Annotated in this window: 23 protein-coding genes and 1 riboswitch; of the genes, 9 read left to right on the top strand and 14 right to left on the bottom strand. The window is 33.6% G+C overall.

Features of this window, described 5'->3' with window-relative positions; genetic code table 11:
- Nucleotides 1–15 precede the first annotated feature (15 nt).
- From thiC to KHA98_RS01935, 6 genes are all read right to left on the bottom strand, one after another.
- Nucleotides 16–1,839, bottom strand: coding sequence for a phosphomethylpyrimidine synthase ThiC (gene thiC / locus KHA98_RS01960; protein WP_213254775.1), 1,824 nt, complete (start codon nt 1,837–1,839; stop codon nt 16–18).
- Nucleotides 1,840–1,947: 108 nt separating this feature from the next.
- Nucleotides 1,948–2,154, bottom strand: a complete 207-nt coding sequence (thiS, locus tag KHA98_RS01955; RefSeq protein WP_213254773.1) for a sulfur carrier protein ThiS — start codon at nt 2,152–2,154, stop codon at nt 1,948–1,950.
- A 66-nt stretch (nt 2,155–2,220) separates the two neighbouring features.
- Nucleotides 2,221–2,318: riboswitch (TPP riboswitch) on the bottom strand.
- A gap of 114 nt (nt 2,319–2,432) precedes the next feature.
- Nucleotides 2,433–3,002: a DNA-3-methyladenine glycosylase I gene (locus KHA98_RS01950; protein WP_213254772.1), complete on the bottom strand. Its 570-nt coding sequence runs from the start codon at nt 3,000–3,002 to the stop codon at nt 2,433–2,435.
- On the bottom strand, nt 3,002–3,682 hold the full coding sequence (locus tag KHA98_RS01945) for a hypothetical protein (protein ID WP_213254770.1): 681 nt from the start codon (nt 3,680–3,682) through the stop codon (nt 3,002–3,004). The genes KHA98_RS01950 and KHA98_RS01945 overlap by 1 nt, the downstream gene beginning before the upstream one ends.
- Before the next feature lie 15 nt (nt 3,683–3,697).
- On the bottom strand, nt 3,698–4,360 hold the full coding sequence (locus KHA98_RS01940; RefSeq protein WP_213254768.1) for a queuosine precursor transporter: 663 nt from the start codon (nt 4,358–4,360) through the stop codon (nt 3,698–3,700).
- Nucleotides 4,361–4,410: 50 nt separating this feature from the next.
- Entirely contained in the window at nt 4,411–8,091 is a 3,681-nt protein-coding gene (locus KHA98_RS01935) for a TraB/GumN family protein (RefSeq protein ID WP_213254766.1), read from the bottom strand.
- A gap of 261 nt (nt 8,092–8,352) precedes the next feature.
- On the opposite strand from KHA98_RS01935, the gene KHA98_RS01930 reads away from it, so the two are divergent.
- Entirely contained in the window at nt 8,353–10,443 is a 2,091-nt protein-coding gene (locus tag KHA98_RS01930; RefSeq protein WP_213254764.1) for a M3 family metallopeptidase, read from the top strand.
- A 56-nt stretch (nt 10,444–10,499) separates the two neighbouring features.
- Here the strand turns inward: KHA98_RS01930 and tsf are convergent, their stop codons facing one another.
- From tsf to KHA98_RS01900, 6 genes are all read right to left on the bottom strand, one after another.
- Nucleotides 10,500–11,462 carry a translation elongation factor Ts gene (tsf, locus tag KHA98_RS01925; RefSeq protein WP_213254761.1) on the bottom strand — a complete coding sequence of 321 codons (963 nt, stop codon included), beginning with the start codon at nt 11,460–11,462 and terminating at the stop codon, nt 10,500–10,502.
- A 138-nt stretch (nt 11,463–11,600) separates the two neighbouring features.
- Entirely contained in the window at nt 11,601–12,368 is a 768-nt protein-coding gene (rpsB, locus tag KHA98_RS01920) for a 30S ribosomal protein S2 (protein WP_017497948.1), read from the bottom strand.
- A 177-nt stretch (nt 12,369–12,545) separates the two neighbouring features.
- Nucleotides 12,546–12,932, bottom strand: coding sequence for a 30S ribosomal protein S9 (gene rpsI / locus KHA98_RS01915; protein WP_213254759.1), 387 nt, complete (start codon nt 12,930–12,932; stop codon nt 12,546–12,548).
- Complete coding sequence (gene rplM, locus KHA98_RS01910; RefSeq protein ID WP_213254758.1) at nt 12,932–13,387, bottom strand: 50S ribosomal protein L13; 456 nt, start codon at nt 13,385–13,387, stop codon at nt 12,932–12,934. The genes rpsI and rplM overlap by 1 nt, the downstream gene beginning before the upstream one ends.
- A 191-nt stretch (nt 13,388–13,578) precedes the next feature.
- Nucleotides 13,579–14,391 carry a ferritin-like domain-containing protein gene (locus KHA98_RS01905; protein ID WP_213254756.1) on the bottom strand — a complete coding sequence of 271 codons (813 nt, stop codon included), beginning with the start codon at nt 14,389–14,391 and terminating at the stop codon, nt 13,579–13,581.
- A gap of 26 nt (nt 14,392–14,417) precedes the next feature.
- Entirely contained in the window at nt 14,418–15,164 is a 747-nt protein-coding gene (locus KHA98_RS01900; RefSeq protein ID WP_213254754.1) for a ferritin-like domain-containing protein, read from the bottom strand.
- Nucleotides 15,165–15,356: 192 nt separating this feature from the next.
- Between KHA98_RS01900 and KHA98_RS01895 the strand changes: the two genes are divergently transcribed.
- Nucleotides 15,357–16,385, top strand: coding sequence for a LacI family DNA-binding transcriptional regulator (locus tag KHA98_RS01895; RefSeq protein WP_213254753.1), 1,029 nt, complete (start codon nt 15,357–15,359; stop codon nt 16,383–16,385).
- Nucleotides 16,386–16,422: 37 nt separating this feature from the next.
- Here KHA98_RS01895 and KHA98_RS01890 read toward each other — a convergent pair whose 3' ends face one another.
- Both KHA98_RS01890 and polA read right to left on the bottom strand, forming a co-directional pair.
- Nucleotides 16,423–17,541, bottom strand: a complete 1,119-nt coding sequence (locus KHA98_RS01890; RefSeq protein ID WP_213254751.1) for a hypothetical protein — start codon at nt 17,539–17,541, stop codon at nt 16,423–16,425.
- Nucleotides 17,542–17,665: 124 nt separating this feature from the next.
- Nucleotides 17,666–20,506 (bottom strand): DNA polymerase I, encoded by a 2,841-nt coding sequence (gene polA / locus KHA98_RS01885; RefSeq protein ID WP_213254749.1) that lies wholly within the window; start codon nt 20,504–20,506, stop codon nt 17,666–17,668.
- A 286-nt stretch (nt 20,507–20,792) separates the two neighbouring features.
- Here polA and KHA98_RS01880 point away from each other — a divergent pair, with 286 nt between their 5' ends.
- The 7 genes from KHA98_RS01880 (at nt 20,793) to KHA98_RS01850 (ending at nt 25,560) form a co-directional block, all read left to right on the top strand.
- Complete coding sequence (locus KHA98_RS01880; RefSeq protein ID WP_213254748.1) at nt 20,793–20,990, top strand: hypothetical protein; 198 nt, start codon at nt 20,793–20,795, stop codon at nt 20,988–20,990.
- 41 nt (nt 20,991–21,031) lie between these two features.
- Complete coding sequence (locus KHA98_RS01875; protein ID WP_213254747.1) at nt 21,032–21,265, top strand: hypothetical protein; 234 nt, start codon at nt 21,032–21,034, stop codon at nt 21,263–21,265.
- 185 nt (nt 21,266–21,450) lie between these two features.
- The gene (locus KHA98_RS01870) at nt 21,451–22,125 is read left to right on the top strand and encodes a response regulator transcription factor (RefSeq protein WP_213254746.1); all 675 of its coding nucleotides are present in this window, start codon (nt 21,451–21,453) and stop codon (nt 22,123–22,125) included.
- A 10-nt stretch (nt 22,126–22,135) separates the two neighbouring features.
- Entirely contained in the window at nt 22,136–23,473 is a 1,338-nt protein-coding gene (locus tag KHA98_RS01865; protein WP_317192556.1) for a sensor histidine kinase, read from the top strand.
- Nucleotides 23,474–23,580: 107 nt separating this feature from the next.
- Nucleotides 23,581–23,766: a hypothetical protein gene (locus KHA98_RS01860; protein WP_213254745.1), complete on the top strand. Its 186-nt coding sequence runs from the start codon at nt 23,581–23,583 to the stop codon at nt 23,764–23,766.
- 178 nt (nt 23,767–23,944) lie between these two features.
- Nucleotides 23,945–25,180: a metallophosphoesterase gene (locus KHA98_RS01855; protein WP_213254744.1), complete on the top strand. Its 1,236-nt coding sequence runs from the start codon at nt 23,945–23,947 to the stop codon at nt 25,178–25,180.
- Between the two features lie 74 nt (nt 25,181–25,254).
- A complete protein-coding gene (locus tag KHA98_RS01850; RefSeq protein ID WP_029271957.1) occupies nt 25,255–25,560 on the top strand; it encodes a thioredoxin family protein in 306 nt (101 codons plus the stop codon).
- Nucleotides 25,561–25,565: the final 5 nt, after the last annotated feature.

Below are 25,565 nucleotides of genomic sequence, written 5' to 3'. Positions count from 1 at the left end.
TCTTTCCTCTATTTTCTAGATGTAAATCTCTTTTCCTTGCTCAATAAACTCTTCCGATTTCTCCTGCATTCCTTTTTCTGCGGCAGCAACGTCTCTGATTTCCTGAGATATTTTCATCGAGCAGAATTTTGGTCCGCACATCGAACAAAAATGGGCGACTTTTGCGCCATCAGCCGGAAGCGTTTCGTCGTGGAATTCTCTTGCCGTATCTGGATCTAAAGCCAAATTAAACTGATCTTCCCAACGGAATTCGAAACGGGCTTTACTCAAAGCATTATCACGATATTGTGCTCCCGGATGACCTTTTGCCAAGTCGGCAGCATGAGCAGAAATTTTATACGTTATAACACCGTCTTTTACATCTTTTTTATTTGGTAAACCAAGATGTTCTTTTGGGGTTACATAACACAACATTGCACAACCGTACCAACCAATCATTGCAGCTCCAATTGCAGAAGTAATATGGTCATAACCCGGTGCAATATCGGTGGTTAACGGACCTAACGTGTAAAACGGAGCTTCGTGACAATGTTCTAATTGTTTGTCCATGTTTTCTTTAATCATGTGCATCGGAACGTGTCCTGGACCTTCAATAAAAACTTGAACATCATGTTTCCAGGCAATTTTTGTCAATTCGCCCAAAGTTTCCAATTCTGCAAATTGGGCAGCATCATTGGCATCTGCAATGGAACCCGGACGCAAACCATCTCCAAGAGAAAAAGCAACGTCATATTGTTTCATGATTTCGCAGATTTCTTCAAAATGGGTGTAAAGGAAATTTTCTTTATGATGAAATAAGCACCATTTTGCCATAATCGACCCGCCTCGCGAAACAATTCCAGTCACGCGATTTGCCGTTAAATGTATGTAGCGAAGCAAAACCCCTGCATGAATCGTGAAGTACGAAACACCTTGTTCTGCCTGTTCAATTAAAGTATCCCTGAAAATTTCCCAAGTTAAATCTTCTGCAATTCCTTTTACTTTTTCTAATGCCTGATAGATCGGAACAGTACCAATTGGAACGGGAGAATTTCTAATAATCCATTCTCTCGTTTCGTGAATGTTTTTTCCTGTTGATAAGTCCATGATTGTGTCGGCACCCCAGCGGCAAGCCCAGACTGCTTTTTCAACTTCTTCCTCAATACTGGAAGTTACAGCACTATTCCCAATATTAGCATTAATTTTTACAAGAAAATTACGCCCCACAATCATTGGTTCACTTTCAGGATGGTTAATGTTGTTTGGAATGATGGCTCTTCCGCAGGCAACTTCAGAGCGTACAAATTCGGGAGTGATTTTACTTTTGGGTGTATTAGCTCCAAAACTGTGACCACGGTGCTGGCATTGCATTGCTTCCGTTTGTTGGTTCAGAAGTTCAATACGTTGGTTTTCACGAATGGCAATATATTCCATTTCAGGAGTGATTATGCCTTGTTTAGCATAATACAATTGTGTCACGTTTGCGCCTTTTTTAGCACGTTTTGGCTGATGTAAATATTCAAAACGAAGATGATTTAGACTCTCATCTTTCAATCGGCTTTGACCGTAATCTGAAGTGATTTCGTCTAAAACTTCAACATCATTTCGGTCTAGAATCCAGCTTTCGCGTAAGCGTGGCAATCCTTTTCGAATATCAATTGTAATATTTGGATCAGTATAAGCCCCCGAAGTATCGTAAACGGTTACGGGAGGATTTTTTTCAATTCCGCCATTTGAAAGTTTAGTATCGCTCAAATTAATTTCGCGCATGGCCACTTTTATGGGATGAATTTCTCCGTCGATATATACTTTTTTAGAATTTGGAAATGGGGTTCTGGATATTTGTTCTTCTGTAGTCATGATATTTTTGTTTCAAGTTTCAGGTTTCAAGTTGTAGAGACGCACTGCAGTGCGTCTACGTGCGATTGGCAAATTGGAATTTGGGGTTTATTTTTTGGGATTTAAATTCTAACCTCCCTGTGTAGCAGAAATAATTAAAATATCGTCAGTTTCTTGTACGAGATATTCTTTCCATTGTATTTTTGGAACAACGGTATTGTTGATAGCAACGGCGATTCCGTTTTGTTTGTGCGGAATTTCGAGGTCGAGCAATGATTGAACGCTTAGCGATTCAGCATTGAATTGTTTGGTTTGTTGATTGATTTTTAGTTCCATTCCTTTTTGAATTTAGTATATAGATATACTTTAGGAATGGCTACAAGAGCGCATAAAAATGCGCGCAGAAGTCATCTTACTTTTCCCTACGCTAGTATGAACTAGATCAGGTTCAGAGGGTAAAATCTCAGCCTACAATTTTGTAGACACCCCTAAAGTGTGAAGCAAATATAGATAATTTTTGTTTGAAAGTTTAAAAAAGTTTCAAGTTTCAGGTTTCAAGTTTGTATGCGAGATGTTTTTTGAGCTTCAGTTGCAACCTGAAATCTGAAACAAAACTATTTTTTTCGAGTCCAGCAATCTTCCACGTGATCATTGACCATTCCAGTGGCTTGCATGTGCGCGTAAATAACAGTTGAACCGACAAATTTAAATCCTCGTTTCTTTAAATCTTTGCTGATGGTGTCAGAAATTGGAGTTGTGGCTGGAACATCTTTTAACGTTTTCGGATTGTTGTCAATTGGTTTTCCGTCAACGAATTTCCAGATATATTCTGAGAAAGTTCCAAATTCGTTCTGTATTTTCATAAAAGCCTGAGCGTTTGAAACGGCAGATTTTACTTTAAGTTTATTTCTAATAATTCCAGTGTCCTGAAGTAATTCTTCAATTTTATCTTCCGAATAATTGGCAATTTTTTTATAATCGAAGTTGTCAAAAGCGGTCTTAAAGTTTTCTCTTTTATTTAAAATGGTAATCCAGCTTAAACCAGCCTGAAAAGTTTCAAGAATTAAAAACTCAAAAATAGTTGGATCATCATAAACGGGAGTTCCCCATTCTTCGTCATGATATTTTTTATATAAATCACTGGAGCTGCACCAGCCGCATCTGATAGTATTTGTGTTTTCCATTATTTTCCAATTTGCCAGCTATATCCTTTTACACTAGGAATATAGGCCGAACGACCAACGATTACAAGATCGTTGTATATTTTTCTGTTGTATTTTATGCCAATCGCATTTCCGGAGGTATACATTTTATTGGCTCTGAAAACTACTTTCATTTTGCCGTCTTCCAGTTCGGCGTCTGATACTTTTTCAACCAGCCAGGTCGATTGCCATTTTACTGCAATTTCATTTTCTGCCGTTTTGGTAACACTTTTAACAAGTTTAACAGCTTCTTCCGGAATTTCAAAGTTTTGAGTTAATTGTTTTTGGGTTAAAGTTTGTCCCATTTTACACTTGTCTAATATTTTTCGAACGTTCACAAAATTCAATAACTCTTCGTTTACTTTCTTTTTAATATCTATGGGTGCAGGTTCTTTTTTGGTTGTTGTATTAGGAAGATGTGATATAATATCGATATTGTTTTTCACAGCAAAAGCAGTCTCTTTATCCACTACTTTTTGTGATTCAATTTCTTTTGGCGCAGTGATATTTTTTGCCGAAACTGTTCGATTTATTTTTGTCGATGCCGGTTTTAAAACACTAACGGGCGCAATGATTTTTTTAGGCTGCTTTTTTTCTTCGTTGCCACAGCTAAATAGGAAACAGGTTATGGAGAATAAAATAATCGTATTAAATTTTTTCATGATCCAAATGTTTTTTTACTCTTTGTTAGAAAGATCTTCGTCTAAATACTTTTTAATCAAATGATGGCCGGCATAAATTAAAGGTGTCAATAAAATAGCTATTGATAATTTAAATGTATAACCAACTATAGCAGATGAAAGAAAGGTTTCAAAATTAATTTTTCCTGGAAGCCAAAAGGCAATTCCCAGAACAATAAAAGAATCAAATAACTGCGAAATAACCGTTGATCCCGTAGTTCTAAGCCATATTTTTTTATCACCAGTCCGGTTTTTAAAAAACCAGAATACACTAACATCTATTAATTGCGAAATCATAAAGGCAATTAAACTACCTACTATAATCCACATACTTTGCCCAAAAACCGCTTTAAACTGATCGTCGTTTACAGGACTTATTCCTTTTGCTGCCGGAATTATAATGGCCATAAACAGTATTAAAAATGCGTAAGCAATCAAACATGCCGTGATAAAAGAGAGTTTTTTTACTCCTTTTTCGCCAAAATACTCATTAATTAAATCTGTTGTTAAGAAAACTACAGGCCAGGGCAAAATTCCAATACTCATTACAAATGGTCCAATCTGAATAAGCTTTCCGCCAATTAATTCGGCGACAACGGCATTAGTTATAAAAATTCCTGCTAGAATTACAAAAACAATTTCTTTTCTGGTTTTAAACATATTACAAAATCTGTGTATTCAAAGTTAATTATTTTAACGTAATTATAACTTTAATATTCATCAAGAATTGATTCATTATTCTCTTTTTCTTTTTCAAAACTCGCTCTCAGGTGCTCTGTATTCAAAAACTCAGCAACAACAAGCTTGTATTTCTTATCTAAATCTTCCTCTTTGTCATTAATTTGCTTCAAATTAATTGCCTTATAGGCAAGCGGATTTATCTTTCCATTTTCATTGATAAAACCAATAGTATACAATTGGCTTTTACCTGTATCAATCTCTTTATTTTTTCTTTTTATTTTATAGAAATAGAGTGAGACTTCTTTTTCGTTTTTCTCGACAATTTTCTTTTCAAGTAAAGAAATCGAGTCTTTTTTAGAAAGATTTTGAAAATTGATTACCGCAGCTTTTGCAATCTCATCATCTGTAAAGTGTATTAAATCTTTTTTATTTTGGTTTGAAAGTAAATTGATAGTCGCAAATTGTGTTTTAGGATCATTTAAAAAACCGGCAATTTCAGCAGATGACAAATCATTATGAGTAATGCCCAATCTCGCCAATTCTATATTTAATTCTGGAATGTCCAGATTTTTTATTTTTTTCAGAATCTCTTTTACCGCGCTGTCGTCAATGTAATTATAGATTAAAGTAGTATAATTGATTAAGTCGTCTAATGATGCTGCAGTGTCGGTAAAAGCAATTATTTCGTCTTCATTTTCTTCGGCTTTGTCGTTAACTTTATTTTTTTGATTCCAGCTGGCTACTCTTTTGTATTCTAACTTTGTATTGGTAAGAATTATTGGTTTGAATGCTTTTAGTTTTTTTACCGAGATTAGTTTTTTCTCAAACAGAGAATTACAAAAATTAATGATAGGATTATGGTATTCTTTGATGCTATAATATTGAAAAATCTGAGGAAATAATTCTTTGCTATTTTCCGCATCATTTATAAAGGCATAAAAAAGGCTGCTAATTTCATATTGATTATCCGGAATAGGAAGATCAAATTCCAATAACTCATTGATTTTTTTGTAAGCAGTTTTCGTTTTTTGGTGGGAGATACTTTTTAGAATACTAATTTGTACATCAGTTTTTGTTGATTCCTTTTTGTAATAATTTTCAAGAAATGGAATAACTCTTTCATCATCTATTTTTCCCAGTTTTTCTAAAAGAGATGTTATAGCATCAGTTTCACTTTCTTTAAAATTGAAAGTATTAATGAAATTTGTCACGACTTCGAAATCACTTTTCGAAATACCAAGGTTCTTTATAGAGTTTAGGGCAGAATAACGAATAGTATCTTTCGGGCTTTTTGCATCTTCTATAAAAAGACTGATTTTATTTTCATTGGTTTTATTTTTTATATTTTCAATAAAATCCAATGAGCCAAAAGTTTTTTCGATTGCAGGATCATCATTTTTGTAATTCCTGTCAACTAGTGTGTTTAGTAAATAATAGGTATTGTCTTTATAAAGCGCTTTGTATTTAATAGCCTGTGTTGCATTAGGTTTAGAAACTAATGCTTCAATGGTATAACTATCGTTTTCTTTATTAAATGTGGTAGTGTTATTTAAAAATTCATAATTGTCTTTTTTGTTTTGAAGAATTTTATTCCATTGAGATCCCGAAAAACCTTTTTTTACAAACAATTCCGGATTTAATAGGGAAGTGGAGCTTTCATAATTCTCGTCTTCATCTTCAAAGTAGTTTTCTTCGGCATCTGTTTCGTATTGATTTAAAAATTGCTTTTTAAGCATTTTCTGAACCGTATCAATAGACTGATTTTCCTGATATTTGGGGTACTTGTAATATCTCAAGTTGAATTTTCGATCAGCTTCAGAACTAAAAACCTGAAATTTGGTCGATGCTCCAAAAATATTTTTAGATTGATATTGTTTTGTTTTTAGGTTTAAAAATAAATTTTCATTCTCTTTCTGCGGAATTTCAATTTTATAATTTGCGATTGAATCCTTGTAAACTTTTGTTTTCGATCTGTAGTTAAAAGGCATGACAGTAAACGATTTAAAAAATCGATTTGTATTTACCTCAGAAGAGTTAACGGTTCCTAGTAAATAATATTTATTTCCAGCAATAATTGATTTTAGCTTCATGCTGCGGTCTCCAATTTTTGAAGACGAAACAACTGAGTTTTCAGCTTCATTATAGTCTAATGTAGTTGAACTCTGATCTTGCTGTAAATAGAACTGATAATGAATTTGTTTTTGCTCATATCCTGAATCCTCTAAGGTTTCGGTATCATTCAGTGTTTTTTCTCTTAAAAAATAATAGCTCTTTTCCTGATTGTCGTAAGCCTGAATATCGATATCGGTTTCTTTTTCGGTACCATTTCCAAAAACAAAATTAAAAGACGGAATTTCTACTTCAAATCCACCTTTTAGAGGTTTTATTTTTTCCCATTCATTTTTAAAAGGCTTTACTTTAATATTGTTAAAGACTTCATTTTCATATTGACGAACATAATTTGCAGGTCCGGTCATCGAAATAGAAATGATTTCTAATGGAGTGATGAAAAATTTTGAATGCTGACTATTTCCGGTTTTAGTGACATTTTTTATATCATATCCCGAATAGTTTGGTTGTTCAAAATAATTTTTCTCAAGAATATCTCCCGCAATTTTTTCAAAAAAGAGACTGTCTAATGATTTTGCCTGATATTGATTATTACTATTCTTAAGGAAATAGTTTAACGGAATTCGCTTAATTGTTATAGCACCACCATTTGTAAAGTCTGGAGATCCTAAGCTTGCATTATCTTCGATTGTCGTTTTGTACAACGGCAATTGCAGCATTTTATCATTTGTAGAAGTAACAGTAAAATTAGGATTTGGAAAATAAGCCTCGATTGTCTTTTTTTGATTTTTTCCCGTTTCAGTAAAGTTATCAATTATGGGTTTTACGTTGTATCCTTTTTGTCTTAAAAGTTCAATTATACCCTCATTTCCGCCCAAATGAGCTGCTCCAACAGCAGAAAACAAACTTCCTGTTTTGGCAATAGAATCGATACTTTTGGTCATTACTTTGTTTCGGTTTACAATCAGTGCATCATGCGCTTTTTTTGAAAAAAGTAATTTATAAATAGAGTCCAGCATTACAATATCCTTTTCTCTGTAATATTCTTTAAGAACTTCAGTCGGATTTCGGTTCTTTAAAATCTTCATTAAAGCAATTTTATTCTCATCTTTCGGTTTAGCTTCATCATCAATAACCTCAAGAATTGAAATCATAGATTGTTTTGCGTTTTCAAGTCCTGCAATTCTTTTTTTATACTTTTTTCCAGTTTGAAAAATAAACATATCTAAAACCGTATTCTCCTGAAAATCGGCCTGATCACCTTCTGCTCCCGACAACATGTTTTTAAAGTATTTACTGTTGTCATTAGTAAAAATATCTTTGATGGTCTCCTTACTTGCAGGAAATAGATAAAACTCTCTATAGAATTTAGAGTACAAATCGTAATCGTTACTTTTCATTAGATCATTTAGTTCTCCCCAGGTTTCAGGATTACTTTCATTGGCAACAATATCAGATCCAAGAAGATTCTTGAAAAAGGAATCAGATAAATGAAAAGAAACTTTCTCATTAACATGCATTGTTCCGTACAAATAAGAGTTTTTAGTTAAACCATTACCTGATATTTCCCAAAACAAACTTTTGTTTTGCGAATGAATAACTGAACTTATTAACAATGAAATGTATAGTAATTTTTTCAATGGAAAAAGATTTAATAGTGTTGCTTTAGAAATGTAAAATTGATTACTCTGGTATTGTTCGTGAATTTAAGATTTCTTTATTTTATTATAAAGGTTTTTCTTAAAAAAAAAAGAGTGAAATTTTTTACAGCCATCAATTGAGGTATTCTTATTCTTTTTTGTAACAATCGATTTTAATTTTAATTCCTATTTTTTAGGTAATTTTGAAATTATAAGAAGCTCCAAAAAAATAGGAGCCAGAACAATTAAAGCCAGATTGAAATGGATAATACCTCTTTTACACCCACTATAAAAAATAATTCTGCTAATCCTTTGCTTAAAGAATGGGAAGGTCCGTATGGCGGAGTTCCGAATTTTGGCGCTTATAATATTGCTGATTTCAAACCGGCGATTGAATTTGCTATACAGGAAAAGTTAAATGAAATTGACGCTATTGCGAATAATTCAGAGCAACCTACATTTGAGAATACAATTGTAGCCTTAGAACTTTCAGGTTCAGCAATTGAAAGGATTCAGGCGGTTTATGGAATTTACAGGTCTAATTTAAGTACTCCTGAATTTAGCGCAGTTGATACAGAAATGTCTCCTAAACTGGCAGAGATAGAGGATAAGATGTATCAAAATAAAGAATTGTTTACAAGGATAGAAACAATTTATAAATCGGAAGAAAGTAAAAAACTAAACAGTGAACAGCAAAGATTAATTTGGCTTTATTATACAAATTTTGTTCGTGAAGGTGCTGAATTAAATGATACTGACAAAAAAGAAGTCGCAAAAATTAATCAGGAACTTGCAGGACTTTTTACTTCATTTAGCCAAAAATTGTTGGCAGAAGAAAATGATCAGTTTTTAGAATTAAAATCTGAAGAGGATTTTGACGGACTTCCGGAAGAATTTAAAAATGCTGCAATTGCTGAAGCGAAAGAAAGAAATTTGGCTATTTTGGGTTGTATTGGGAATACAAGATCTTCAATCGAACCCTTTTTGACTTTTTCAAATAACAGAAGTTTAAGAGAAAAAGCGTTTGATATTTTTATAAAACGCGGAGATAATAACAATGAAAATAATACAAATGAGACTCTGGTTGCGATTTTACAATTAAGAGCTCAAAAGGCCAAAATTCTAGGTTTTAATAATTTTGCAGAGTGGAGCTTGTCTAATAAAATGGCAAAAGATTCGCAGAAAACGTTAGATTTAATGGAATCTGTGTGGAATCCTGCAATCGAAAAAGTGAAAAATGATGTTTTGGCAATGCAGGAAATCGTAGATGAGGAAAACGGAGGATTTAAAATTCAGCCTTGGGATTACCGTTTTTATGCCGAAAAAGTCCGAAAAGCAAAATACGATTTAGATCAAAATGAAATAAAGCAATATCTGCAATTAGAGAATTTGCGTGAAGGAATGTTTTGGACTGCCGGCGAATTGTTTGATTTAGGATTTAAGCAGCTATTTGATGTTCCGGTTTATCATCCAGATGTTCGTGTCTGGGAAGTAAATAATAAAAATACTGGTGAAGCAATTGGTCTTTGGTATTTTGATCCTTTTGCGCGTGTAGGAAAGCGTTCGGGAGCATGGATGAACTCACATAGAGATCAGCAGAAAATAACGGGAAATGTGCTTCCAATCGTGTCTAATAACTGTAATTTTATAAAAGGGAATCCTGGAGAATCAGTTTTAATTTCCTGGGATGATGCGACGACTTTATTTCATGAATTCGGACACGCACTTCATGGTTTATGTTCAAATGTTACTTACCCGAGTTTGTCCGGTACTTCTGTTGCCCGTGATTATGTTGAATTTCCATCGCAATTATTAGAACACTGGCTTGCAACTCCAGAAGTATTAAACAAGTTTGCGCTACATTATAAAACAAATGAGCCTTTATCGCAATCTTTGGTTGATAGAATTGGGAATGCGGCAAATTTTAATGAAGGTTTTGCAACAGTAGAAACGATTTCTAGTTCTTTTGTTGATATGAGATTACATTTAACAACCGAAATTGTGAATCCTCATGAGTTTGAAAAGCAGATATTAAATGAAATTAATATGCCGTCTGAAATTGTGATGCGTCATAGAATTCCGCAATTTGCTCATATATTTTCAAGCGATGGTTATGCTGCGGGATATTATAGTTATTTATGGGCAGATGTTATAAATGCAGATGCGTATGAAGCTTTTCTGGAAGGAAATGGGCCTTTTGATAAAGCGGTTTCCAAGCGTCTTTATGATACCGTTTTAAGTATGGGTAATAAAATTGATAATGAAAAAATGTATGAAAATTTCAGAGGACACGCTCCCGAATCTGATGCATTAATGCGTGCGAGAAATTTTCCCGTTGTAAAACATAACTAAATAAAAAAGCCCGAATAAATAAATATTCGGGCTTTTTATATTGAAATAATAATATATTAACCTAAAGTAACTCTTTTGAAACCTGTGATTTCAACGTTGAATCCTTTAACGTAATCGCTAACTTTTTTACTATCATCTTTGATAAAGTTTTGATCTAACAAAGCTTTTTCCTGATCTAAAGTAGTGTTGTCAGAGATGAAACGTTGAACTTTTCCAGGAATAATTTTATCCCAAATTTGTTCTGGTTTACCTTCAGCTTTTAATTCAGCTTTAGCATCTTCTTCAGCTTGTTTGATAACTTCTTCAGTTAATTGAGAGAAAGAAATGTATTTAGGAACATTTTTTAAAGTTTTTCCTAAACGTTTTGCTTCTTCATTATCTTTTTCGATTACAGCAATACGAGCAGCAAGTTCAGATTCAACGAAAGCAGGATCAAAATCTTTGTAAGATAATGTGTCAGCTCCCATAGAAGCAACTTGCATAGAAATGTCTTTAGTTAAAACATCAGCGTTAGCAACTGGAGCAGAAATTGCAGTTAAAGCAGCAATTTTGTTAACGTGAACGTAAGATCCAACGAAAGCACCTTCTAAAATTTCAAAACCACCGATTTCGATTTTCTCACCGATAACACCAGTTTGCTCGATTAATTTCTCAGCAACAGTAATTCCGTTGAAATCAGAAGCTAAAAATTCTTCTTTAGTAGAGAAGTTGATCGCTTTTTCAACTAAATCTTTAGCTAAAGTTACGAAAGCTTCATTTTTACCTACGAAATCTGTCTCACAGTTTAAAGTGATGATAGCTCCTTTAGTGTTGTCTGCATTGATGAAAGAAACAGCAGCTCCTTCAGAAGAGTCACGGTCAGAACGGTTAGCAGCAACTTTTTGTCCTTTTTCTCTAAGAACTTGGATTGCTTTATCGAAATCTCCATCAGCTTCAACTAAAGCTTTTTTACAGTCCATCATTCCGGCACCTGTAGATTGTCTTAATTTATTTACGTCTGCAGCAGTAATTGTTGCCATAATATTTTGAATTTTAATGTTAAAAGTAAAAATTCCATCTTCTAAATCCCAAACTCCAATTTTATTAAATTATCAACATAACGTTTTTAATTTTGTATTTGGAGTTTGGAATTTAAAATTTGGAATTTAAAATTTGATTTATTCTTCAGTTGCAGGAGCAGCCTCAGCTTCTGCAGCAGGAGCAGCTTCTTCAGCTACTTCAACTTCTTTTTCAGAACCTCTGTCAGAAAGACCTTCGATTACAGCAGTAGTTACTAAAGATAAAATTTTGTCAATTGATTTAGAAGCATCATCATTTGCTGGAATTACGTAATCAACCTCTCTTGGGTCAGAATTCGTATCAACCATTGCAAAAACTGGAATGTTTAATTTTTGAGCTTCTTTTATTGCGATGTGTTCAGCTTTGATATCTACTACGAACAATGCTGCAGGTAGTCTAGACATATCAGCAATTGAACCTAAGTTTTTCTCTAATTTAGCACGAAGACGATCAACTTGTAAACGCTCTTTTTTAGAAAGAGTCATGAATGTACCATCTTTCTTCATTTTATCAATAGAAGACATTTTTTTAACTGCCTTTCTGATAGTTACGAAGTTAGTTAACATTCCACCTGGCCATCTTTCAGTGATGTAAGGCATGTTTGCAGCTTTTGCTTTATCAGCAACGATGTCTTTAGCTTGTTTTTTGGTAGCTACGAATAAAATTTTTCTACCTGATGCAGCGATTTTTTTCAAAGCTTCATTAGCCTCTTCAATTTTAGCTGCAGTTTTATATAGATTGATAATGTGAATACCATTACGCTCCATATAAATGTAAGGAGCCATATTTGGATCCCATTTTCTAGTCATGTGTCCGAAGTGAACACCTGCTTCTAGTAATTCTTTTACTTCTATTTTGTTTGCCATTTTTGTACTAGTTTACGTTCTGTTGATTAGCAATGTATAAATGGCGGTTTCCCAGGCTTTATACATTTAGATGCTAAACTATTTCCTACCTCGATAGGAGAGCAACAATAACTGTGTTTTTTAATTTCAATAAATAATTGATAGTGTCTTGTACCGTTATGCACAAGACAGGTAATATTAACGTTTAGAGAATTGGAATCTCTTACGAGCTTTCTTCTGACCGAATTTCTTACGTTCAACCATTCTTGGATCTCTTGTTAATAAACCTTCTGGTTTAAGGATTCCTCTGTTTTCGATGTTCACTTCACACATTGCACGTGCTAATGCCATTCTTACAGCTTCTGCCTGACCAGTTGAACCACCTCCGTAAACGTTTACTTTTACATCAAAGTTGTTTACATTTTCTGTCATAGACATTGGTTGTAAAACTTTGTATTGTAAAGTTGCAGTTGGAAAGTAAGTTGCGAATTCTTTTTTGTTTACAGTGATTTTACCTGTTCCTTCAGAAACATAAACACGTGCAACAGCGGTTTTTCTTCTACCGATTTTGTGAATAACTCCCATTACTTAAGATCGTTTAGGTTAACAGTTCTAGGTTTTTGAGCTCCGTGAGTATGCTCAGCACCTACAACAACATTTAGATTTCTAAAAAGTTCAGCTCCTAATTTATTTTTAGGTAACATTCCTTTTACAGCTTTTTCCACTAATAATGCAGGGTTTTTAGCTTGCAATACTTTAGCAGTTAAAGTTCTTTGTCCTCCTGGGTAACCTGTATGACGCATGTAAATTTTGTCATTCATTTTTGTACCTGTAAGGTTAATTTTTTCTGAGTTGATAACAATTACGTTATCTCCACAGTCAACGTGCGGTGTGTAACTTGGTTTGTACTTACCTCTTAAGATCATTGCAACCTTTGAAGCAAGACGTCCTAAGTTATGACCTTCAGCGTCAACAACAATCCACTCTTTAGTTACAGTGGCTTTGCTAGCTGAAACTGTTTTGTAGCTTAATGCGTCCATAATATTATTTTAATTAAACATTCCATCCCCAATAAAGGGGATGCAAAAGTACAATTAATTATTTTAAATCCAAATACCTGAAAAGAATATTTTATCTGCTGAAAATCAGGCTGTCAGTTTTGTATTTAAATCAATAAAAAAAAACCACCTTCACAATAACGCGAAGGTGGCTCAATTTTTTGACTTTTTTGTTAAACTATAAACAAATTTGCAATGTCAACAACTTGTTGTGTAGATAAAGGTTCGTCGTAAGCTTCTGATCCAGCGGCAGCTCCAAACAATGCGGCAGTATTATACCCAGCTTGCATAGTAACGCCTTCGCCATCATATACGGCTTGTGTTGCTGACGGCATTCCGGTTCCTCTTTCCGCATTAGAGATCCATCCTTTTAAACCTCGTAATCTTCGAACTTCAGATGCATGTCTCGCTTCAACAGAATGTATTTGTAACGCGGCTGTTAATAAATCAGGTGTCGAAATTAAATTGGCAGCCTGTCCTTTGTAAGCTCTTACGCCTGTATCTTCAAACGCTTGCGCCAATGCTAAAAAAGTTGGATAATCACCAAAAGGATCGAATGCTCCTCCAACAGTAAAGTCGAAAGTCGGTTTCGGAACAAAATTGGCACTCATTGTACCACCTAAACCAGCAATTAAAAATTTTACGTGATCTGCCTCATGATCGGCTATTTGTTGGAAAACTTTTAAATCGCGTCCACCATTTTCCAGTGCAGGAATCACTCCTGAATCTAATGCCATTGCATAAAACTCGTTTTCAAGGTATTCTAATGTTAATGCAAATTGCAAAGCCCCAATTGGAGTAGCCGGCGTTGGAGTAATATCTTTTGCCAGTGCTTTATTTGCCATTGCAGATAATCCGAAAGGAATTGACGCTAACGCCAAATTTTTACCAATATTTCCAAACTGATTAAAACTGTCTCTTCTGGAACCTGTACTTCTCATTAAACTATCATCAGTAAAGGTTTCTATAAATTTTAAGATATTCATAATTTCTAAGTTTTAGCTAGTTAAGATTAAGGTAAATATTGAGCTGTGAATTTTGTAGTAATAAATCCTCCTGCAATTGGCAGAATTTTGGAAGGATCTTTTGCAACATCTAATCCAGTTGATGTATTTACAACATCGTCACCGGCAAAATCTTTAGAATTCGGATTTATTAAGCTTCTTATTGCAGAAGCGTGACGGGCTTCAACAGAAACTATTTTTCCGGCCAATAATAAATAGTCCGGACTTTTAATTAATCTGCCAGCGCCATTGTATGCGGCAACACCAGTATCTTCAAGAGCTTTTGCAGTGGCAAGAACTTCATTTCGGCTGCTAAAATTTAATGAGCCGTAATTGAATGCTAAGGAGGGAAGCAATTGTGAGCTTGGGTCAGGAAGAGCTCCTGTTAAAGCGGCTTTAAAAAAATCACGATGAACTACTTCGTGATGATATAAATCGGTCAGAACCTGACGTTCAATATCGCTGAAAGTAGCATTAAAATTAGTAGAGTTTACAACTTTTGTGTAAAAATCGGCTTCAAGTTGTTCTAGTGCGTAAGCATAGGTAAGTACACCAAAATCTCCGGAGCCTAAATCAAACACTCCGTTTTTTATTCCGGGCAGGGAATTGTCCTGCATATTATCTTCATTATCATTGTCGCTGCAACCAGCCAGAACCAAACCTGCGCCAACTAGTGTTAAGCCACTGAGCTTAAGAAAGCTCCTTCTGTTATTCAATGAAGGATCAACTTCATGAATTTTAACTTCGTTTTTCATAATCAAGGTCTTTTATTAGGTTAATAACGTGTATTAAGTTATTAACGAGATTTTAAGAGAATTGGTTTTAGAAAATTGATGTTTCTTGGTTTTATTTTAAAAAGTGTTTGTAATTTTAAATAGTAGTAGGTCTTTTTTATTGTATTTTAGGTAATTCTACTATATTTGTATTAATTACATAAAATTTTATAGATGAAAGCTAAAGCAACTCTAAAACAAATTGCGAAGGAACTTGGTGTTTCTGTGTCTACAGTGTCTAAAGCATTGAATGACAGTCCGGAAATTAGTGAGCAAACGAAGGTGAAGATTAAGGAGTATGCCAAACTCAAAAATTATAAACCAAATGTTATTGGTCTGAATTTAAAAAATCGTAAGACTAAAACAATTGGTGTAATTATACCTAATATATTAAACTCGTTTTTTGCTAAGGTTTTTAGCGGAATCGAAAAAGTAGCCGATAAAAAGGGGTATAATGTGATTACTTGTATTTCTAATGAATCGCTGGAAAAAGAGGTTCATACACTTGAAATGTTGAGTAACGGAACTATTGATGGATTTATTCTTTCTGTTTCTGAAGAAGCTCAAAAACTCCAGGATTACAATCATTTTTCTGCCATTATAAATGACGGAACTCCAATTGTAATGTTTGACAGAATTGCTGACGAAGTAGATTGTGATAAAGTAATAGTAGACGATTTTGATTCTGCCTTAAATTCTACACAACACCTAATTAATTTGGGATGTAAAAACATTGCCTTAATTTCTTCTGTTGATAATTTAAGTGTTGGAAAATTAAGAGCCGATGGATATTTGAAAGCATTAGAAGATAATAATATTCCGGTTAACGAAAAAATTATCCTTCGTACCGATTCTGAAGAGGATATGAAAGCTAAAATCGACGGACTTTTTGATAATAAAATTGACGGAATTTTTGCATTAGACGAAAATGATTCAGTTGCTGCTTTAAGAGTTAGTTTGAAAAAAGGTTTCAGAGTTCCAGAAGATATTTCGATAATTGGTTTTGCTGACGGAATTTTAGCTTCAAGACGTTTGTCGCCAAGTTTGACAACTGTAAGTCAACACGGAATAGAAATTGGTGAAGTTGCTGCAAAACGATTAATCAAAAGATTAGAAGAAAGCGAAGAAGAAACTTCAGATTACGAAACCATCGTTATCAAGACAGTTTTGAAAGAACGAGAATCGACAAGAAAAGTAAAATAATATAAAAAACCATTCGCCGCGACGAATGGTTTTTTGTTTAAAAGGAGTACGGGAATTTTGGATTTTTATAAGTCTTTAATTTTTCAAAAGGAACTAAGAAAGAGTCTTCACAGGATCTCGCTGCTCGATAAAAACTGGGAGTGAATTCTATTCCTTTTTCTGTATAACTCCAGGAAGGAAAATCCCAATATTCTTCATTTGTATAATCGCAAGGATCAGCGTCATCGTCTTTAGGTTTTTCAAAATGTTCCTGAGCGTTAATTACAGCGAGTAGTTTAGGCGCAAAATAATCACTTCTGTATTTAGAAAAAGCGTCAAAGTTATTCTCTTTGTCTCCGGTTACACTTTTATCAAAAGCCAGAATGTCGTCAATTTCATATTGTTTTCCGTTATTTAAGTCAATTAGATAACCGCTTCCGCCAAAGTCCGGATGAGCGCCTCCGCAGTAATAAGACGCAAATATTTCGAAACCTAATAAATTTGTGTTTAAAAAATGGATCGTTGTCGAGCCTTCGATTCCCTGTCCATTACTATACTCAAAACCTGAAGAGCAATTAAGCTGGTTTAATGTATTTTGAATATGTATTTGTTCTAAAATAGGATTAATCACGGCTTTGTTTTTCTCAGGAAAATTAGCTCCAAGTCTAAAGAAATCAGAATCACAATGTTTTTCAGAATACCAGACAAATTCTTTGTTGTTGTAAAGTGTAGTTTTCTGTTTCTTAAATTCAAGAAATTTATATTTCACCAGATTTAAGCGTTCGTCATCAAATCTAATTTTGATATTTGATTTGTAATTATCAAAATTTACAGGTTCAAGATGAACGGCTAATTGTTTGTCCTTAGCATCATACCAAAAGCCATCAAAATTATTGCCTGATTTTTTCAGATAAAATTTTTCACTAACAACATCACCAGGCTTAAAATAGAAAGTATAATTATTACTGTTTTTTAATTTTGCCACAAGCTTAATATCTTTTAATGAGCTCTTGTAGAAGTAAACTGCGGTTAGATTAGTTTCATTCTCTGATTTATAAACCTGTAGTGTCATAAAAATGGTGCTTTTGCCTAAAGTGCCCTCCAGATAATAAATTTTGTCCTGACAAAACGTAATTGTTGAATAAAGTGTAAAGAGGTACAAGAAATATTTCTTCATTTTGCTTTTTTAATTTTAAAGATCTTTAAATGTAAACACAGGTAAAATTCGTATGTTTTTTGCTTAATATTAAATTAAAAAGCCATTCGAATGGAATGGCTTTAGAATATGAAAAGTAATTGTTTTAATGCGCTTCCAACCAGTTTTTTCCTAAACCAATTTCAACTTCTAACGGAACTGCCATTTTAAAAGCATTTTCCATTTCATGTTTGATCATTGGCTGAATTTTTTCGAGTTCATCGTTGTGAACATCGAACACAAGCTCATCATGAACTTGTAGTAACATTTTAGATTTCCAGTTTTCGTCTTGTAATTTTTTGTGAATGTTAATCATCGCAATTTTAATTACATCGGCAGCACTTCCCTGAATTGGCGCGTTAACCGCATTTCTTTCGGCAGCACTTCTTACTACGGCATTTGCAGAATTTATGTCTTTTAAATAACGACGACGGCCGAGAATAGTTTGTACATATCCTTTTTCGCGTGCAAATTCAATTTGTTCATTGATATAAGATCTTAATCTTGGGTATGTTTTGTAATAGGCTTCAATTAAAGCAGCACTTTCGCTTCGGGATAGCGAAGTTTGATTACTTAAACCAAAAGCAGAAACACCATATATAATTCCGAAGTTTACTGTTTTAGCATTACTTCTTTGTTCGCGGCTCACATCTTCCAGTGCAACATCAAAAACTTTTGCAGCTGTAGATCTGTGAATGTCTTCTCCATCCTGAAAAGCCTTAATCATGTTTTCTTCACCGCTTAAAGCGGCAATAATTCTTAATTCTATTTGCGAGTAATCGGCAGAGATTAAGGTATGATTTTCATCGCGCGCTACAAAAGCTTTACGAATCTGACGTCCTCTTTCGGTACGAATCGGAATATTTTGCAAGTTTGGATTATTAGAACTCAAACGACCTGTTGCGGCAACAGTTTGCATATAATCGGTATGGACTCTTAGTGTTTTTTTGTCAACTTGCTCCGGTAAAGCAAGAATGTAAGTGCTCTGTAATTTTACCATTTGGCGCCAGTCCAGAATTTGTTTCACAATAGGATTGTCGTTGGCTAAATAAGTTAAAACTTCTTCTCCGGTTGCGTATTGGCCTGTTTTGGTTTTCTTTTGTTTTGCACCACCAATTTTCATTTTTTCAAATAAAATATCTCCCAATTGTTTTGGAGAAGCTAAATTGAATTTTTCTCCGGCAGTTTCATAAATGCTTTGTTCTAAAGATTTGATTTCGACATCCATTTCTTTAGACATCGCGTTTAGGAAATCAACATCCAGACGAATTCCTTCTGTTTCCATTGCAGCCAAAACGCTTACTAGCGGAATTTCGATTTCATCAAAAAGCTTTTTAGTTTCTGTTTTGTCTAATTCGGTTGTAAAGATTTCTTTTAATTGTAACGTAATATCGGCATCTTCGGCAGCGTATTCTTTAATGTCTTCCAAAGGAACATCACGCATCGAAAGCTGATTTTTTCCTTTTTTGCCAATTAAATCTTCAATTGGTTTTGGAGAATATTTTAAATACGTTTCGGCTAAAATATCCATATTATGACGCATATCTGGATTGATCAGATAATGCGCAATCATCGTGTCAAAAAGTTTTCCTTTTACAGTAACACCGTAATTGGAAAGGATTTTTAAATCATATTTTAAGTTTTGTCCAATTTTTTCGATGTTTTCATTTTCAAAAAACGGAACAAATTTATCAACTAAAACTTGTGCTTCTTCACGGCTTTCAGGAAACGGAACGTAAAATGCTTTTCCTTTTTCAAAGGCAAAAGACATTCCGACAAGTTCTGCATGCAAAGCATCAATACCGGTTGTTTCAGTATCAAAACAAACAGAAGGTTGATTTTGTAAATTTTGTAAAAGTAACTTTATTCCCAAATCTCCCTGAATAGTCTGGTAGGAGTGAGGTGTGTCTGATAATGTATTGTAGAAAGAGGTTCTGTGAGTTTCTGTTCCTTCTTCTGTAGTAGCGCTTCCAAAAAGATCAAACTGATCGTCATTTTTAGGTTGTGCTTTTTTATATAATTTGGCATCAGAAACTTCTGGCGCAGTAGTTTGAGTTCCGTCAGTTTTAAACAAATTATCAAACTGTTCCGCCATTCTTCTAAATTCCAGTTCCTGAAAAATAGCATCGGTTTTTTCAATATCCGGACGTGTTAATTCATAATCCGTCTCATCAAAAGTAACGGGACAGTCTAGTAAAATAGTAGCCAGTGTTTTAGAAAGCAAACCTTTTTCTTTATTGGCCTCGATGTTTTCTTTCATTTTACCTTTTAGCTTATCTGTATTTGCCAAAAGATTTTCCATTGTGCCAAACTCTTTCAAAAGTTTTTTGGCTGTTACTTCACCAACTCCAGGAAGCCCAGGAATATTATCCGCAGCATCGCCCATCATTCCTAAGAAGTCGATTACTTGCTCCGGTCTTTCAATTTCAAATTTTGCTAAAACTTCGGGAACACCCCAAATTTCTATTCCATTACCCATTCGGGCTGGTTTGTACATAAAGATGTTTTCAGAAACTAACTGTGCAAAATCTTTATCGGGAGTTACCATAAAGACTTTGTAATTCTGTTTTTCGGCTTGTTTTGCAATAGTTCCAATTAAATCGTCGGCTTCAAAACCTGCCACTTCAATAATAGGGATATGCATTGCTTTTAATAATTCGCAAATATAAGGAACAGCAATTTTTATTGCCTCAGGCGTTTCGTCGCGATTGGCTTTGTATTCTGGAAACATTTCGTTACGCAATACACTTCCGCCTTTATCGAAAGCAACTGCCAAATGATCTGGTTTTTCTCTTTTAATAACATCCAAAAGTGAGTTCATAAAACCCATAATTGCAGATGTGTCCATTCCTTTTGAGTTAATTCGCGGGTTTTTTATGAAAGCATAATAACCACGAAAAATTAATGCATAAGCATCTAGAAGAAAAAGGCGTTTTTGAGTTGACATATTAAAAATATTAGTCCGTAAAAATAAACAATTGAGTTCTCAAAAATTAAACTAAGAAGATTTTTTTTCCACCATATAAGTTATACAAGCTCATTTAATCAATCTGAATAACTGTACGCGCAATCTGAGTTCTAAAAGAACTTATATAACTGATATGGTTCGAACAGCAAAGCGTTAATATCAAGTTAAAATTAATTTATTCAGGGTTTTCTTCATTTTGGCTTCATGTTGCGAAGGTAATTTTGATCTGTAAAATAAAAGGTATTAATTTAAAATTTTAGAAATCATGAGAAATTTATTGATGTTATTAGTAGCAGTTTTAGGTACAAGTGCAATGGTTCATGCATTTCCTGCAAAAGACCCAAAAGCAACTCCTGCAAAAGAAGTTAAAGCCACAAAACACCCTAAACACAAATCTGATAAAAAAACAAAATCAGAAAAAAGTGAAGCTCCAAAAGCAGAAACAGCAAAAGTGAAAAAATAAGCAAAAACAGTATTAAAAAAATAATTTAAAATTTAGAAATCATGAAAAATTTATTTTTAGCATTAGCAGCGGTTTTAGGTACAAGTGCAATGATTGCGGCTCCGGCTCCAATTAAAAAAACACCTGCAAAAGAGGTTAAATCTACTCCTGTACAAGATGATAAAGCGGCTCCTGCAAAAGAAGTAAAAACAGCAAAACATTCTAAACACAAAGCTAATAAAAAAGCAAAATCAGCTGCAACTGAAACTCCGGCAACAGCAAATGTGAAAAAATAATGTTTGTTTTTGTTTTGTTTTCGTAGCATTGTAAGGAGACAAAACAGGAATAATGATTATGAGAGTGTTATTGAAGGAAGCTGATGAAGAAATTTGTCAGCTTTTTTTATTCGTTAATTTTTTAATAATAGCGAACGAGGCTTTTGATAATTGATTAATTTTAATTGTACTTAAATGTATTTCTTATGAATATTTTGATTGTTGAGGATAATAAGGAATTGGCAGTAGAAATCTATGATTTTCTTTGTAATGCTGGTTATATCTGTAAGATTGCAAACACTTGCGAAGATGCGTTGGAAGAATTTGGAAGCAATGATTATGATGCCATGCTGTTGGATTTAGGTTTGCCGGACGGAGATGGGTTTGAAGTGCTTCAGACAGTTCGAAAAACACAGTCAAAAATGGCAGTAATCGTGCTTACAGCCAGAGGAGAATTAGACGACAGAATAAATGGTCTGCATTTAGGTGCCGACGATTATTTGACTAAACCTTTTGCGCTCACGGAGCTAAGTGCACGCTTGTTTGCGGTTATTCGCAGAATTCATGGTTTTACTGTGAATAGTTTAAGTGTGAATGGCTTTTTGTTGCAGCTTCAGGATTATAAAGTGAGCTACGATGGAACTCCAATAAATCTGACCAAAAAAGAATTTGATATTTTTCAGTATCTGGTTTTAAATAAAAACAGAGTTATTACACGACTACAATTAACAGAACATATTTGGGGAGATATTCTCGAGGTAAATTCAGATTCAAACTTTATTGATGTGCATGTTCGAAATCTTCGAAAAAAATTAGACAAACACACTTCAATAGATTGGTTTGAAACCGTTAGAAACGTGGGATATCGTATTAATGAGTAAATAAATTTCTGTGAAAATAAAACATCAATTAGCCATTTTTAATGCACTGACAAGATTGTTGGTGATTTTGATCTTATGGTTAATGCTTCCTATTTTAGTTGAAAATGTAGTTTACAGGCATATTAATAACAGCCTTATTGAAAAGAAGAAAAAATTCATTGATCATCTCGACAAAAATGAAATTAATGATTTTATTGAAAATGCTGACGATTCAACGGAGACCTACTCACAGTTTTCTACATTGCACAGTGAATTTCTTGTGCTTTCGAGAATGACTGTTAAGTCCAATCAGAAAAAAACAACTTTTAGTAACGATTACAGAATTATTGAAGGAGAGGAAAATGAATATAGAATTCTGCAGTATCATTTTACTTATGAGAATGAAGGATATCAGCTGGAAATTGGTAGCAGTCTGAGTGAGGTAAATGATCTTACATTTATCATCAGGTTTTTTATTATTATCGTTTTGGTGGTTATCCTGTTGGTTACTTTTCTGGCCGATACGGTTTACATCGAATATCTTCTTAAACCATTTTATAAAATTATAGATACTAAAATAAGGCGTGTTAATGAACCTGAATCTTTTGATCACACACCTATTAATGCTAAATCGAGAGATTTTCGTGAACTTGATCTGGTTTTAAATCAAATGATGGATCGAATTGCAGAGCTTTTCAAAAAAGAGAAACAATTTATTTCAAATGTTTCTCACGAACTTCTTACGCCAATTGCTTTGCTGAAAAATAAATTCGAGAATTTACTGCAAAATGATTCTTTAGATGATAATGCTTTTGATAAAATAGCAGGTTCATTAAAAACATTAGATATGCTGAAGAAAATAATCAATAATTTGTTGTTGATTTCCCGCATTGAAAACAATCAATATGAAGCAAATGAAGCTGTAAATTTTTCTGAAATAGTAAACGAACTTCATGAAGATTTACAGGATAGAATAGAGGATAGAGAAATACAGTTTTTGAATAAAATGCAGCATCATTATAATTTTACGGGAAATAAAACGCTGATTCATATCTTGATTTATAATTTGGTAACCAATGCCATAAAATACAATAAGCCAAATGGTACAATTACAGTTGAGGATGGTTTTATAGAGGAAAGATATTTTATTTCTATTGCCGATACAGGTATAGGATTGAGTGAATCTCAACTCGAAAAAATTTTCAACAGGTTTACCCGCATCAGTTCAGATCAGGATGGTCAGGGTTTAGGACTTGCTATTGCTGAGAGTATTGGTTCTTTTCATCATATAGAAATTAAAGTTACCTCTGTTTTAAATGAAGGTACCGTCTTTACTTTATGGCTGCCGGAAGCGTCAAAACACAATTAAAAGTTAATTTTTACAGGGTAGGCAAATCTTCATTTAATCTTCATTTGCTGATTCTATCTTTGAGGTATAATAAATGAAAATAATAATAATTTATAAAAACTTCAATCATGAAAAAATTAGTAATGTTAGCTGTAGCAGTTCTAGGAACAGTTGCAATGGTAAATGCTCAAACAACTCCAGCACAAACAACTCCGGTAAAAGAAGCTAAAGCTCCTAAAAAAGACAAAAAAGCAGATAAAAAAGCTAAAAAAACAGAGGCTGCTAAGCCCGAAGCTGCAAAAGCTCAAAAATAAAACAACATAAGTTTCCCCCACAAACTGTGTTGTGGTTTATAGAAGGTTTTAAAAAATTTGGTAGAGAAAAAGCTGGTAGAGAAATCTATCAGCTTTTTGTTATTCTTTGAGTTAAATTTTTGATAATAAAAAGCAATAAAATTTTCATTCTTTGTTACTTTGCTTAAAACTATATTTAATGATCCTTAAGTTTATAATTCTTTGCGTCCTTTTTCTGCTTCTCGAGTTTTATTCCTACCAAGCCGTTCGTACTCTTATTAAATTAAGATGGGTTTTAATAAGCTATCAGATTATTAGTTTTTTGCTGTTAGCATTTATCTTATATTCTTTTTCTCAGGTAGATCGTTCAGTTGGTCAAACCAAACAATTTATGTTTACTACTGGTTTGATGCTGCTTATATATGTGCCAAAAATTGTATTAACGCTGATATTATTTGGCGAAGACATTTTTAGAATAGGAGCAAGTATCCTGAATTACTTTATTTATAATGCCCCGAGAAAAGAAATGATGCCGGACCGACGAAAATTTGTCAGTCAGATAGCATTAGGATTGGCGGCTGTGCCTTTCTTATCTTTAATTTATGGAATTTTTGAAGGAAAATATAATTTTAAAGTCATCAAGCAAACAGTTTTTTTTCCAGATCTTCCAGATGCTTTCGACGGTTTTAAGATTACTCAGATTTCGGATGTTCACAGTGGAAGTTTTGATAATCCTGAAAAAATAAACTATGCGATTGATTTAATCAATGAGCAAGAAGCCGATATGATTTTATTTACCGGAGACATAGTAAATACGCACGCAAAAGAAATGCATCCATGGCTGGAAACTTTTAATCGAATTAAAGCGTATAAATATGGTAAATTTTCAGTTTTAGGAAATCATGATTATGGGGAATATGTTACTTGGCCATCTGAGAAACAGAAAGACGAAAATTTTGAAGAGATTAAAAGTCTTTATGGTAAAATAGGTTTTGATTTGTTATTAAATGAACATAGATACATTCAAAAAGGTGAAGATAAAATTGCTTTAGTTGGAGTAGAGAACTGGGGAGTAAATTTTAAGAAAGCCGGAGATTTAAATAAGGCTTCGCAAAATGTAGATCAGAAGGATTTTAAAGTCTTAATGAGTCACGATCCAAGTCATTGGGATGCCGAAATTAAAGATCATCCTAAAAACTTTCATTTAACGTTGGCAGGACATACGCATGGAATGCAGTTCGGAATTGAAATTCCCGGCTATTTTAAATGGAGTCTTGCACAATATATTTATAAACAATGGGCAGGATTATATGAAAACGTTGGAAGATACGTTTATGTTAACCGCGGATTTGGTTTTCATGCCTATCCCGGAAGAGTTGGAATAATGCCAGAAATCACAGTCATTGAACTAAAAAAAGGCAACAATGTGGCTTAATTCGTTAAAAATGCTACATTTGTAGAATATTTATCTCTTTTAAGTAGATTAATAAATTTTAAATTTTTGGTTTTATGTCAAAATTTGGAGAACTAATAAATGCTCAAGTCCCTGTGTTAATTGACTTTTACACAGATTGGAATGAATCGTCAGTTTCTATGCATCCCGTAATTAAGGATGTTGCGGCTGCACTTGGTGATAAAGCCAAAGTAATCAAAATAGATGTTGATAAGAATCAGGAACTAGCTGAGGCACTTCGTATTAAAGGGCTTCCTACACTAATGATTTATAAAGAAGGTCAAATGATCTGGAGGCAATCCGGAGAACTTGATGCGAATACTATTATAGGGATTGTCCAGGAACAATTTACTAATCAATAATTACC

The organism is Flavobacterium branchiicola (assembly GCF_018383905.1).
Taxonomy (GTDB): domain Bacteria; phylum Bacteroidota; class Bacteroidia; order Flavobacteriales; family Flavobacteriaceae; genus Flavobacterium; species Flavobacterium branchiicola.
The sequence above is the reverse complement of the archived record's forward strand: the minus strand, read 5'-3'. Positions and strand labels throughout refer to the sequence as shown.